The following is a 12,465-nucleotide window of genomic DNA, read 5'->3' on the forward strand; positions in this document are numbered from 1 at the left end:
GGCGCAGCCGCCAAGAGCGTCATAAGAAGGTAGGCCAATGAGCACTGCAACCAACGAAAACAGCACCGAAGCGCAGCTCGCAGGCGGCGAGCTTCCTGAGCACGAGGTCAAGTTGACCGATGTCGCCGCAGGCAAAGTCCGGAGCCTTCTCGAACAAGAAGGCCGCACGGACTTGCGGCTCCGCGTCGCTGTTCAGCCGGGCGGCTGCTCGGGCCTGATCTACCAGCTCTATTTCGACGAGCGTCTGCTCGACGGCGATGCCGTCCGCGACTACGACGGCGTCGAAGTGGTTGTCGACAAGATGAGCGTGCCTTACCTGAGCGGTGCCAGCATCGACTTCGAGGACACGATCTCGAAGCAGGGCTTCACCATCGACAACCCCAACGCCGGCGGGTCTTGCGCCTGCGGCGATTCGTTCCACTAGCCCGGGCATTCGCAGGCTGTTGGCCCAGTTCAGGAACGGGTTAAACCCGGGCCGACGCACTGGGCCAGCATGTCGGCGAAAACCGCTCCATAGCGGTAAGCTCTACATCGGGTAGTAAAACTTTAGTGTGCCCGGTGGGCTTCCGGCCGGCCGGGCTGCAGCAACAAGAGGAAGGGCCGTCTGTGAGTTCGCAGAACCGAACCGGCAGCCGACGCATAAAGATCACCTCGATCACTGGCTTGGCACTAGCCGGCGCGTTGGTTTTGACCGGATGTTCACCAGAGGTAGAAAAAGGCTGGTTGCCCACGGAACGTGGCACCACCAGCAACACCGATCGGATCATGGACCTCTGGGTCAACTCATGGATCGCCGCCCTCGCCGTCGGCATTATTACTTGGGGCCTGCTGGTCTGGTGCATCATCGCCTACCGCCGCCGCAAGGGCACCACGGGTTTCCCGAAGCAGCTTAGCTATAACCTCCCTCTGGAGGTCTTTTATTTGACCATTCCGCTGTTCATGGTGCTGGTGTTCTTCTACTTCACCGATCAGGACCAGCGTGCAATCGATGACCGCTCCCAGCCGGCCGATGTCACGATTGACGTCCGCGGCAAGCAGTGGGCATGGGACTTCAACTATGTGAAGGGCTCGGTCATCACCGAAGACCTTCACGAAGCCGGCGTCCAGGCGCACCTCACGGGCAACAACGTGGACAAGGACAAGCTCCCCACCTTGTACCTGCCGGTCAACAAGTCGGTTGACCTGGAATTGAACTCCCGCGACGTCATTCACTCTTTCTGGGTACCCGCCTTCCTTCAGAAGCGCGACATGATTCCCGGCAAGACCAACTACATCAGGTTGACCCCCACCAAGGAGGGAACCTATGACGGCAAGTGCGCCGAACTTTGCGGTGAATACCACTCAGAGATGCTGTTCCGCGTGAAGGTCGTTTCGGAGGCTGAGTTCCAGGCTCACATGGACCAGCTTCGCCAGAGCGGCAACACCGGTCTTCTCGATTCGAAGTACGACCGCAACCCGAACCTGAACGCAAAGAATTAAGGGAAGCGACGTGGCTACTTATACTCAATCCGCCGGAGTCCTTGACGCTCCGGTAGTACCGAAGTCCAAGGGACGCATCGTCGTCAACTGGATCACCTCCACTGACCACAAGACCATCGGGTACATGTACCTGATCGCGTCCTTCGTGTTCTTCTGCCTGGGCGGTGTCATGGCGCTGCTGATCCGCGCCGAGCTCTTCGAGCCCGGCATGCAGATCCTGCAGACCAAGGAACAGTACAACCAGCTCTTTACGATGCACGGCACCGTGATGCTGCTGATGTTCGCAACGCCGCTCTTCGCAGGCTTCGCGAACGTCATCATGCCGCTTCAGATCGGTGCACCCGACGTCGCCTTCCCGCGACTGAACGCGCTGGCGTTCTGGTTCTTCCTCTTCGGCTCCACCATCGCGGTGTCCGGCTTCATCACCCCGCAGGGTGCTGCCTCCTTCGGCTGGTTCGCCTATGCGCCCTTGTCGGACACGACGTTCACCCCGGGCGTGGGCGGAGACCTTTGGGTCTTCGGCCTGGCATTGTCCGGTTTCGGAACCATCCTGGGTGCCGTGAACTTCATTACCACCATCATCTGCATGCGCGCTCCCGGCATGACGATGTGGCGCATGCCGATCTTCACCTGGAACACCCTCGTGACGGCGATCCTGGTTCTCATGGCCTTCCCGCCGCTCGCCGCCGCGCTCTTCGCGCTTGGTGCTGACCGCCGCTTCGGAGCCCACATCTTCGACCCTGAGAACGGCGGAGCTGTCTTGTGGCAGCACCTGTTCTGGTTCTTCGGCCACCCCGAGGTTTACATCATTGCGCTGCCGTTCTTTGGCATCGTGTCTGAGATCTTCCCGGTATTCAGCCGCAAACCGATCTTCGGCTACAAGGGCCTGGTCTACGCGACAATCGCCATTGCCGCACTGTCGGTTACCGTCTGGGCGCACCACATGTACGTCACCGGATCGGTGCTGTTGCCGTTCTTCTCCTTCATGACGATGCTGATCGCGGTACCCACCGGCGTGAAGTTCTTCAACTGGATCGGCACGCTGTGGCAGGGCTCGATTACCTTCGAGACGCCCATGCTCTGGAGCATCGGCTTCCTGGTCACCTTCCTCTTCGGCGGCCTGACCGGCATCATCCTGGCCTCCCCGCCGCTTGACTTCCACGTTTCAGACTCCTACTTCGTCGTGGCTCACTTCCACTACGTGGTCTTCGGAACTGTCGTGTTCGCCATGTTCGCAGGCTTCTACTTCTGGTGGCCCAAGTGGACCGGCAAGATGCTCAACGAACGCCTCGGCAAGATCCACTTCTGGCTCCTGTTCCTGGGCTTCCACGGCACCTTCCTGATCCAGCACTGGCTCGGCGTCGAGGGCATGCCCCGCCGCTACGCTGACTACATGCCGCAGGACGGCTTCACCTGGATGAACCAGTTCTCCACCATTTCATCCTTCGTGCTCGGCGCTTCGCTCCTGCCGTTCTTCTGGAACGTCTACATCACCTGGCGCAGCAACAAGAAGGTAGAAGTGGACGATCCCTGGGGCTTCGGTGCTTCGCTCGAATGGGCCACATCCTGCCCGCCGCCGCGACACAACTTCACCTCGCTGCCCCGCATTCGTTCCGAACGTCCTGCCCTGGACCTCCACCACCCGGAACTCGCCCAGCACCACACTGCACAGAGCCCCGAGCCGGCAGCAAAGGTGCTCGGCAACGCTGATCAGAAGGACGCCAAGTGAAAATCGAATCATGGATTTTTGGAGCCGGGGCCTTTTTCTTCGTCCCCGTCGCAGTGGCCTACGGTTTCCTGACCCACTGGTCTGAGTGGGTTGGAACCCTCGGCATTCTCCTGGTCGGTGGCCTGGCCGGCATGATCGGCGGCTACCTCGGCTTCACCGGCAAGCGAGTCGGCATGCGCCCGGAAGACCGTCCGGATGCCGAGATCCACGAAGGCGCCGGCGAGCAAGGACACTTCAGCCCCTGGAGCTGGTGGCCGCTGGTCCTCGGTTTGGCCTGTGCCGGTGGCTTCCTTGGCCTCGCCGTGGGCTTCTGGATCACGTTTGTCGCCGCTGGCCTGGCCCTCGTAGCCTTGGTCGGTTGGGTCTTCGAATACAGCCGCGGAGACCACGCGCACTAGAAGTACTTGGACAAGGACGGCGGGCCCCACCAATTGGTGGGGCCCGCCGTCGTCGTATCCGGGTTGCATTTCGGTGAGACACCAGGTGTGTCAACAGGGCGCTTGCCCGTTCACTGGCCTTCTACGGCCTCCAGGACGGCCGAAAGCGCGGCCAAGGCATCGTCGACCTCATCAAGCGTGCGGCCGGCTTGCAGCGCTTCTCCGGAGACCGACAGCACCACCTCGCACCCGTGGCCGAAATCCTCGGTCATCACCTCGAGCAAAGACCGGGCATCCACCGCTTGCTGGCCAGGCTTGCGGATCGTCACAGGAAGGCCAGTGGCCGTCACGGCCCGCACGAAGACGGCAGCAGCCCGTGCATGGAGGCCGATCTCTGCGGCGACGATGGCTTTGTGCTCGGACAAACCGGCTCCTTTGACTCGGACGGCCAGATGCCGACTGCGATTTTGATCCCCTACAAGCGTAGCGCCGCCACACGACGGCACCGTTCGCAGTGCTTAGCTGGTCTAGACCTGCCGGTGGATTGGCCTACGCTTATTTCATGAAAGATTTCGTGGCCGGAGACCGTCGTGCCCGCTGAGGCAGCACGTATCGCGGGGGAGATCGACCGCAAGAGCGGCACTCCTATCTACGTTCAATTGCGCGAGATCCTGCGCAGCTATATCTCCGAGTCCTGCAAGCCCGGTGCGGCGTTGCCTTCGGAGCGGGATCTCTCCGAACGATTCGGGCTTGCCAGGATGACGGTACGGCAGGCCATAGATGCCCTCGTCGGCGAGGAAGTCATTGAACGCGTGGTTGGATTGGGAACTTTCGTCCGCAAACCGAAGCTGGACCTTCAGGTGAAGCTCACGTCGTACAGCGAAGAAATGCAACGTCGCGGCATGGTTCCGGCAGCCAAGGTCCTGAGCTTTGAACAAATCGCGGCCAGCGCCTTCCTGGCGAGGGAACTCCAGCTGGAGGAAGGGACGCCGCTGGTCCGCTTCAGGCGGCTCCTCCTCGCTGACAACGAGCCCATGAGCGTGGACGAAAACTTCATCCCTGCGCATCGCGTGCCAGGCCTCTTGGACGATGCGCCTCCCACTTCCCTGTACAACGTGCTGAGTGAGAAGTACGGACTGGTCATGGAGTGGGGTGAGGACATGATCGAAGCAACGGCGGCTTCGCCATCAACAGCGCGGCTATTGAACGTAGATGTCGGTACTCCCTTGCTCAAGATTCAGCGCCACGCTTTCGTTGCCCGCGCCATGGTGGACTATTCCGTGTCGTACTACCGTGCCGACCGGTACAAGTTGTGGGTCCCGTTGCAGCGTCCAGGCGTCCGGTCCACCCGAAGCCAATCCACGGGGTACCGCACCCACTAGTTCAAAGCCGGCGAAACGACCGCTTGAAAGCCCGAAGAAACGAGAGAAGGCCTCGTCCATATGGACGGGGCCTTCTCTGTGCTACCTGCGGGACCTAGTGGCTAAGGCTCTTGTGCTCTTCGCCGGACTCGATGGCCTCATGGTGGCCGTGTCCGTGCGCAGCTTCAAGCTCGGCCGGAGTTGCCGGAGCAACTCGGTCTTCGAAGAACCACTTGGACAACGCCGCGCGGCGCTTCTCCTTGGGGGTGACGACGCCATGCTCGTTCGGCTCGGCCGGCAACGGTGAAGGCGACTCGAAGCCCACAAGCTTGTAGTGCTTGTAGTCGTCCAGTGGCGCGTGTACCTCGATGAACTCGCCATGCGGCAGGCGCACGATGCGACCCGTTTCACGGCCGTGCAGGGCGATCTCGCGGTCCTTGCGCTGCAGCGCAAGGGCTACGCGCTTCGTCACCATGAATGCAAGGATCGGGCCGATGAAGAACAGCGTACGCAGCCAGTACGTGACGTCGTTCAGGGCAACGTGGAAGTGCGTTGCGATGAGGTCCGAACCGGCAGCCGCCCACATGACGCAGTACCAGGTAAAGCCGGCGACACCAATGGCAGTACGGGTAGGAGCGTTGCGGGGACGGTCCAGGACGTGGTGCTCACGGTTGTCCTTGGTGATCCAGCGTTCGATCCACGGGTACATGAACAGCACCGTGAAAATGATGCCTGCGGGAACCAATGCGGGCAGCAGCACATTCAACGTCAGCACATGGCCGAAGATGATGTATTCGAAGTGGAAGTCGTTGACAACGCCAGGCATGAGTCGCAGGGCACCATCGACGAAGCCGATGTACCAGTCAGGCTGGGTACCTGCCGACACAGGGGAGGGGTCGTACGGCCCGTAGTTCCAAATCGGGTTGATAGTGAACATCGCAGCCATGAGGGCGACGACACCGAACACGATGAAGAAGAAGCCGCCGGCCTTTGCAGCGTAAACCGGTCCCAGGGGGTAACCGACGACGTTGCCGTCGTTGCGACCCGGGCCGGGGTACTGCGTGTGCTTGTGCACAACCACCATGAAGAGGTGGATGACGATCATCAGCAGAATCATGGCCGGGACGAGCAGGATGTGCAGCACGTACAGACGGCCGATGATGGCTGTTCCCGGGAACTCGCCTCCGAAGAGGAAGAACGAGATGTACGTTCCGATCACGGGGATGGACTTGATGACACCGTCGATGATTCGCAGGCCGTTACCGGAGAGCAGGTCATCGGGGAGCGAATATCCCGTGAAGCCTTCGGCCATGGCCAGGATGAGCAGGACGCCGCCCACTACCCAGTTCATTTCACGCGGCTTGCGGAAAGCACCCGTGAAGAAAACGCGCAGCATGTGCACACCAAGCGATGCCACGAACAGCAAGGCCGCCCAGTGGTGTACCTGGCGGAAGAACAAGCCGCCGCGAATGTCGAAGGAAATGTTCAGCGACGAGTTGTACGCGACGGACATTTCGACATTGGTCAGCGGCGTGTACGAACCCGCATAGTGGGTCTCAGCCATGGACGGGTCAAAGAAGAACGTCAGGAAGGTACCCGACATGAGGAGAATGACGAAGGAATACAGCGCCACCTCACCGAACATGAAGGACCAGTGGTCGGGGAAGACCTTCCGGCCGAATTCACGCAGGATTCCGGATCCGCCGACGCGCTCGTCAACGAAGTCCGTGATCCGGCCAACCTTGGTTTCGGGTACGAAGGGGACTTCAGCTGTTGATGAGGCGCTCATGCTCGTCACGCTCCCAGTAACTCGGTCCTACAGGTTCTTTGAAATCGCTCGTCGCTACGAGGTAGCCCTCAGCATCTACCGCGATGGGCAGTTGGGGGAGCGGACGGCTGGCGGGGCCGAAGATAACCTTGCATTCCTTGGTGAGGTCGAAGGTTGACTGGTGGCACGGGCACAGCAGGTGGTGCGTTTGCTGCTCATAAAGAGCAACGGGGCAACCGACGTGGGTGCAGATCTTGGAATAGGCAACGATTCCGTTGTAGCTCCAGGTTTCGCGGCCCTTGGAAATCGTCAAGTCATCCGGGTTGAGGCGCATGAGCAAAACGACGGCCTTGGCCTTCGCGTTGAGCTTGCCCTCCTGGAGTTCGTTGAGGCCTTCCGGGATCACGTGGAATGCAGAACCGATGGTCACGTCCGATGCCTTGATCGGAGTTCCGTCGGGGTCTCGGGTGAGGCGCTTGAGCTTGCCGTCCTGGGGAGCCCACATCGTGTGTGCAAGCGTGTTGTCCGGGCGGGGACCCAGGTCACCGAAGACTGCCAAGGCCGGGAGGGGCGCCAGTGCCACAGCACCCAAAAGGGTGTTGCGGATCAGCGGGCGGCGCTTGATGCCGGTTTCCTCGACGATGTCCTCGACGATTCGAACGGCTGCCTGGCGGTCTTCCTCGGTGCGGATGGCGTGGCGCTCTTCCGACACCTCGTGATCCGGCATAAGGGCCTTGGCCCAGTGCACGATGCCGGTGCCGATGCCGAGCATCGCAAATGCGGTGCCAAGGCCAAGCAACAGGTTTTGGGTGCGGATCGTTGCGATCGTGGAGTCTTGCCCAAGATCGATGGCAAAGTACGACACCAGGAAGATCACCGTGCCGATGACGGAAATGCCAAACAGTATGGCCACCTGTCGCTCGGCTCGCTTAGCGGCTCTCGGGTCCGTGTCAGCCAGGCGCAAACGGTGCGGAGGAAGCCCAGGATCCTGGAACTTCTCCACAACATTCTGACCAGCCGTAGCTACGGTGCCCGAGTGGTTCGGACTGCCGTCACTATGGTTGCCCATAATTCGCCTCATCCTTCTCTCGTTGTCCCGGCCGTAACCGGGTTAATGTTCAATTCAAAACTGCTGTGGGGACAGCAGAAGTTTTCGTAGTGCGCTGGCCTAGGACGTACGCGACGTCAGCCAGATGGTGAAGGCGATGATGACGCCGAGGCCTGCAACCCAGACGAAGAGACCTTCGGAAACCGGACCCAGCGCTCCGAGGTCGGCGCCACCCGGCGAACCGTTGGCTTCGATCGTCTTCAGGAAGGTGATGATGTCGCGCTTGCCCTCAGGAGAGATATTGGCGTCGTTGAAGACGGGCATGTTCTGCGGACCCGTTGCCATGGCCTCGTAGATGTGCTGGCCCGAGACACCGGCCAGTGGTGGTGCGAACTTTCCTCGCGTCAAGGCACCTCCAGCAGCTGCGGCATTGTGGCACATCGCGCAGTTCGTACGGAAGAGCTCGCCGCCCTTGGCGGCATCTCCCTTTTCGTCAAGCAGCGATGCGTCGGGAATGGACGGACCAGCACCGAGGGAAGCGACGTAAGCCGCGAGCTGCTGGGTTTGCTGGTCGTTGAACTGCCGGGGCTTTGCTTGGGCCTGGGGTCCGTTCATCTGCATGGGCATACGGCCGGTGCCAACCTGGAAGTCAACTGCAGCAGCACCCACACCGACCAGCGAGGGGCCGTCCTTGGTTCCGCTGGCGCCCATGCCGTGGCAGGTGGCGCAGTTGGCTGCGAAGAGCTTGCCGCCTTCCTGGGCGTCGCTTGCGCTGAAGGTAGTGGTGTCTGCCTTCGCCTGGTTGACCGTTGTGGCAACGGCGTAGAGCCCACCAGTGACGAGGAGTCCCATCAGCAGCAGCGCAATGGCTGCCAGTGGATGACGTCGCTTCTGCGAGAGTGCCTTCACGTGGTGGTTCCTTTATTCGATCCTGCGTCGGCTCCGCGAGCCGCTTCTATAAAATTCATCCTCTTGTCGAACAAGAGTCGGTGCCGGGCTACTTCAGTACGTAGATGACCAGGAAGAGGCCAATCCACACAACATCGACGAAGTGCCAGTAGTACGAGGTGACGATTGCCGAGGTCGCTTCAAAGTGCCCGAACTTCTTGGCTGCGTATGCACGGCCAATGATGAACAGGAAGGCGATGAGTCCGCCAATGACGTGGAGACCGTGGAAGCCGGTTGTGATGTAGAACGAGGAACCGTAGGCATTGGCCGAGAGCGTAACGTGCTCGGACACAAGCATTGCGTATTCGGTGGTCTGCCCGGCAACGAAGAAGGAGCCCATGATGAACGTCAGGATGAACCATTCGTTCATGCCCCAGCGGGTGAACTGCAGCACACCACCTCGACGGCGCGGCTCAAGTCGCTCGGCGGCGAACACGCCCATCTGGCAAGTGAAGGAACTCGACACAAGGACGATCGTGTTTACAAGCGCAAACGGGAAGTTGAGCTTGCCGGTTTCTTCCGCCCACAAGGCGCCCGACGTGGAGCGCAGCGTGAAGTACATGGCGAAGAGACCGGCGAAGAACATCAACTCACTGGAAAGCCACACAACGGTTCCAACGGAAACCAAATTGGGGCGATTCAGCGTCGGGTGCGCCGGGGTACTGGGGGCATGGGTCGCAGATGTCACAAGGACATTATGTCTGTAAAAGTCCGGACTTCCCAATGCGAACCGCCATTTGGGGAGACTTTTTCTACAAACACGCGAATTCGCGCGGAAAAGTTCCCGGCGTCCTTAGCATTGGTCACGGAGCAGGGTGGATCGCTAGCATCAAGTGGTGACTTCACAGGCATCTGCAGAGCAGGCAAGCAACTCGTGGCCCGGACTCATCTCCGCATTGATCAACGGGCATGACCTCTCGATCGGGAACACGGCATGGGCCATGAACACGATCATGTCCGGGGAAGCCGCCCCTTCCCAGATTGCCGGCTTCCTGGTTGCCCTGCGCGCCAAAGGGGAAACCGTGGATGAAGTCACCGGACTGGTCGAGGCGATGCTCTCGAACGCCAAAGCTGTGAGCATTCCGGGCGAAAAGCTTGACATCGTGGGCACAGGCGGCGATCGCCTCAACACAGTCAACATCTCGACGATGGCTGCCCTTGTGGCAGCCGGAGCGGGAGCGCGGGTCGTAAAGCACGGGAACCGGGCGGCATCGTCGTCGTCGGGTTCCGCCGACGTTCTGGAAGCCTTGGGCGTGAGGCTCGACTTGCCGATCGACCGCGTGGCCCGCAACGCCGAAGAGGCAGGGATCACGTTCTGTTTCGCCCAGGTATTCCACCCGTCGTTCCGGCATACCGGTGTTGTGCGGGCGGAACTTGGCATTCCCACGGCCTTCAATTTCCTGGGACCGATGACCAACCCGGCCCACGTCCAGGCATCAGCCGTGGGTGTTGCCAACGCCACCATGGCGCCGCTGATCGCCGGGGTCCTGGCGCGCCGGGGGAGCCGGGGATTGGTGTTCCGCGGGGAAGACGGCCTCGATGAACTCACCACCACAGGCCCATCCACGGTGTGGGAAATCAGGAACGGGCAAGTCACTGAGCAGCGATTCTCGCCGGCCGATCTTGGAATCGCTGCGGCGACCGTCGCCGATCTTCGAGGCGGCAACGCCGAGGCGAATGCCGCCGTCGTGCGCGAAGTACTTGACGGGAAGCCGGGCCCGGTCCGGGACGCCGTGGTGCTCAACGCCGCCGCGGGCCTGGTGGCCTTCGACACTGCCGCCGACGGGCCGTTCCTGGAGCGAATGAAGTCGGCCTGGCTGCGGGCTGCGGAATCCATTGATTCCGGAGCGGCTTCCAGGGTCCTCGACACGTGGGTCGGACTCAGCCAAAGCTAGGCAAGGCACCAGGATGCTGGCTGTTACTGCTCGAAGCCCAGCGAAAACGCGGCGTCCAGATCATGCTGTGAGTAGGCGCGAAAGGCGATGTGCGTGGTGGTGTGAACCACTGCGGGAACCTTGGAGAGCTTGTCGGCGATGACGTCCGCCAATTCCTCATGCTTCGCCACGCGCGCCACGGCAATAAGGTCCCATTCCCCTGTGACGGAGTAGACCTCGCTGATCCCTTGGATGGCGGAGATCTCCTCGGCCGTCTCCGGGATGCGTGAAGCGTCGGTCTTGATCAGGACAAAAGCGGTGATCACTGGGGGCAGCCTTTCCGAAGTGCAGCAGTGGACGTAGCAAGCCTAGTCCATCGGCGGGTGCTTAGGACTGGCCGCTCCGCCGACGGACCCGCGCCACAAGGGCGATCACTGCACGGTAGCCAAGCAGCAGGATCGCCAAGCTGATCAAGGCGACAATGATGAACGCGAGCACCACGGTCTGTCCGGTAGCCGCACGCAAAAGCATGCCCACGGCCACAGTTCCAATCCATACGACGACGCCGCACGGCCAAATCTGGAAGGGTGCCCGCCAGGCCCTCACGGCGAGCCACCCAATCGCGGCACCGGCAAGGAACGGCCAAGCCGTGGCAAAGACCCCGGTCAGCACATCCGCGCGCTGGTGTGCGTCGCGGCCAATGGCCGCGAAGACAAGAATGAGAACGGCGTCGGCCAGTCCGGCGACGAGGGCAGTGCGGACCAAGGTTGGCTTCGAAGCAGGCATGGAAACGACACTATCCCGCACTGATGCCGAACTCGAACCGAAGGTCCCCGCACATGCCACCAGACTCTTGAACCAGCGCTGAGTACCGCGGAGGATATGGCTACGACACTTGAAGCGACTATCCCCGGAGGTGCGACATGAGGCTGATCCAGGTCGCCCAGCGGGCGGCGGACCTCGACCGGGCGTCGGCGTTCTACTCCCGGCTGCTGGGCAGTGAGCCGAGCGGAAGATTCGATCCGCCCGGCCTGCTCTTCTTCGATCTCGACGGCGTCCGGCTTCTCCTGGATCGAAGCGCTCCGTCGTCACTGATCTATCTTGACGTAGCCGATCTCCGGCTCTCTGTTGAAGAACTCCGCGCCGGCGGGGCAAACATCGTCCAGGAACCACAATTGTTCTACAGCCACGTCGACGGGAGCCTCGGGCCGGCCGGAACCGACGAATGGATGGCCTTCATCAAGGACAGCGAGGGCAACACAGTGGGCCTCGTTGGCCGCGAGGCGAGCCGGGCCTGAAAACCGGGACTGCCGCCGTCGGGCACGAAAAATTTGGCTGTAGATGGTCCCGGCAAGCGCTGTTAACATGACGAAAAGGTAGCTGATCGTGCTGCCCCCAAACACTGAGGAGCCATGTAATGACCACGAACCTCAACCCCTACATCAGCTTTCGGGACAACGCCAAGGAGGCCATGGCTTTCTACCAATCGGTCTTCGGCGGCGAGCTGACCCAAAGCACCTTCGCGGAGTTCCACGCGAGCGAAGACCCCGCCGAGAGCGACAAGATCATGCACTCGGCACTCAAAACAGACAACGGATTGCTGCTCATGGCCGCAGACACCCCCAACAGCATGGATTACAGTCCTGGAAACAACATCTCGGTGTCCCTCAGTGGCGACGACGAAGCGGAACTTCGCGGCTATTGGGACGGACTGGCCGACGGCGGGACGGTCACGGTGCCGATGGAGAAGGCGCCGTGGGGGGACATCTTCGGGATGCTGACTGACAAGTTCGGCATTGCTTGGCTGGTCAACGTTTCGGGAGAGCAGCCTCAGTAACGCGAAAACAGAAGCGCCCTCCGCCCCGCAATGCGGGACGGAGG

Annotated in this window: 15 protein-coding genes; 8 read left to right on the forward strand and 7 right to left on the reverse strand. The window is 61.2% G+C overall.

Annotated elements, in window-relative coordinates; genetic code table 11:
• Positions 1 to 37: 37 nt before the first annotated feature.
• The 4 genes from QRN59_RS12850 to QRN59_RS12865 all read left to right on the forward strand — a co-directional run bounded on the left by QRN59_RS12850 (position 38) and on the right by QRN59_RS12865 (position 3,606).
• Positions 38 to 424, forward strand: coding sequence for a HesB/IscA family protein (locus QRN59_RS12850; RefSeq protein ID WP_284982893.1), 387 nt, complete (start codon positions 38 to 40; stop codon positions 422 to 424).
• 182 nt (positions 425 to 606) lie between these two features.
• A complete protein-coding gene (ctaC, locus tag QRN59_RS12855) occupies positions 607 to 1,479 on the forward strand; it encodes an aa3-type cytochrome oxidase subunit II (RefSeq protein WP_284982894.1) in 873 nt (290 codons plus the stop codon).
• Between the two features lie 10 nt (positions 1,480 to 1,489).
• The gene (ctaD, locus tag QRN59_RS12860; protein ID WP_059390002.1) at positions 1,490 to 3,208 is read left to right on the forward strand and encodes an aa3-type cytochrome oxidase subunit I; all 1,719 of its coding nucleotides are present in this window, start codon (positions 1,490 to 1,492) and stop codon (positions 3,206 to 3,208) included.
• The gene (locus QRN59_RS12865) at positions 3,205 to 3,606 is read left to right on the forward strand and encodes a cytochrome c oxidase subunit 4 (protein ID WP_284982895.1); all 402 of its coding nucleotides are present in this window, start codon (positions 3,205 to 3,207) and stop codon (positions 3,604 to 3,606) included. Before ctaD ends, QRN59_RS12865 begins: the two co-directional genes overlap by 4 nt.
• A gap of 110 nt (positions 3,607 to 3,716) precedes the next feature.
• On the opposite strand, the gene QRN59_RS12870 is transcribed toward QRN59_RS12865, so the two are convergent.
• Positions 3,717 to 4,010 (reverse strand): HPr family phosphocarrier protein, encoded by a 294-nt coding sequence (locus QRN59_RS12870; protein ID WP_284982896.1) that lies wholly within the window; start codon positions 4,008 to 4,010, stop codon positions 3,717 to 3,719.
• A 165-nt stretch (positions 4,011 to 4,175) separates the two neighbouring features.
• On the opposite strand from QRN59_RS12870, the gene QRN59_RS12875 reads away from it, so the two are divergent.
• Positions 4,176 to 4,967, forward strand: coding sequence for a GntR family transcriptional regulator (locus QRN59_RS12875; RefSeq protein ID WP_284982897.1), 792 nt, complete (start codon positions 4,176 to 4,178; stop codon positions 4,965 to 4,967).
• A gap of 94 nt (positions 4,968 to 5,061) precedes the next feature.
• On the opposite strand, the gene qcrB is transcribed toward QRN59_RS12875, so the two are convergent.
• The 4 genes from qcrB to ctaE form a co-directional block, all read right to left on the reverse strand.
• Positions 5,062 to 6,735 (reverse strand): cytochrome bc1 complex cytochrome b subunit, encoded by a 1,674-nt coding sequence (gene qcrB, locus QRN59_RS12880; protein WP_284982898.1) that lies wholly within the window; start codon positions 6,733 to 6,735, stop codon positions 5,062 to 5,064.
• Entirely contained in the window at positions 6,713 to 7,783 is a 1,071-nt protein-coding gene (gene qcrA, locus QRN59_RS12885; protein ID WP_284752219.1) for a cytochrome bc1 complex Rieske iron-sulfur subunit, read from the reverse strand. Before qcrA ends, qcrB begins: the two co-directional genes overlap by 23 nt.
• A gap of 99 nt (positions 7,784 to 7,882) precedes the next feature.
• Positions 7,883 to 8,671 carry a cytochrome bc1 complex diheme cytochrome c subunit gene (gene qcrC, locus QRN59_RS12890; protein WP_284982899.1) on the reverse strand — a complete coding sequence of 263 codons (789 nt, stop codon included), beginning with the start codon at positions 8,669 to 8,671 and terminating at the stop codon, positions 7,883 to 7,885.
• Between the two features lie 88 nt (positions 8,672 to 8,759).
• Positions 8,760 to 9,398 carry an aa3-type cytochrome oxidase subunit III gene (gene ctaE / locus QRN59_RS12895; protein WP_084784675.1) on the reverse strand — a complete coding sequence of 213 codons (639 nt, stop codon included), beginning with the start codon at positions 9,396 to 9,398 and terminating at the stop codon, positions 8,760 to 8,762.
• A gap of 148 nt (positions 9,399 to 9,546) precedes the next feature.
• Between ctaE and trpD the strand changes: the two genes are divergently transcribed.
• Positions 9,547 to 10,605 carry an anthranilate phosphoribosyltransferase gene (gene trpD / locus QRN59_RS12900; RefSeq protein ID WP_284982900.1) on the forward strand — a complete coding sequence of 353 codons (1,059 nt, stop codon included), beginning with the start codon at positions 9,547 to 9,549 and terminating at the stop codon, positions 10,603 to 10,605.
• Positions 10,606 to 10,628: 23 nt separating this feature from the next.
• On the opposite strand, the gene QRN59_RS12905 is transcribed toward trpD, so the two are convergent.
• Positions 10,629 to 10,910: an Lrp/AsnC family transcriptional regulator gene (locus QRN59_RS12905; RefSeq protein ID WP_078108932.1), complete on the reverse strand. Its 282-nt coding sequence runs from the start codon at positions 10,908 to 10,910 to the stop codon at positions 10,629 to 10,631.
• A gap of 61 nt (positions 10,911 to 10,971) precedes the next feature.
• The gene (locus tag QRN59_RS12910) at positions 10,972 to 11,370 is read right to left on the reverse strand and encodes a DUF3054 domain-containing protein (protein ID WP_284982901.1); all 399 of its coding nucleotides are present in this window, start codon (positions 11,368 to 11,370) and stop codon (positions 10,972 to 10,974) included.
• A gap of 137 nt (positions 11,371 to 11,507) precedes the next feature.
• Here QRN59_RS12910 and QRN59_RS12915 point away from each other — a divergent pair, with 137 nt between their 5' ends.
• The gene (locus QRN59_RS12915) at positions 11,508 to 11,882 is read left to right on the forward strand and encodes a VOC family protein (protein WP_284982902.1); all 375 of its coding nucleotides are present in this window, start codon (positions 11,508 to 11,510) and stop codon (positions 11,880 to 11,882) included.
• A gap of 119 nt (positions 11,883 to 12,001) precedes the next feature.
• Positions 12,002 to 12,421, forward strand: coding sequence for a VOC family protein (locus tag QRN59_RS12920; protein ID WP_284982903.1), 420 nt, complete (start codon positions 12,002 to 12,004; stop codon positions 12,419 to 12,421).
• The last annotated feature ends 44 nt before the right edge of the window (positions 12,422 to 12,465 follow it).

This window comes from Arthrobacter sp. efr-133-TYG-118 (assembly GCF_030209755.1).
Classification (GTDB): domain Bacteria; phylum Actinomycetota; class Actinomycetes; order Actinomycetales; family Micrococcaceae; genus Arthrobacter.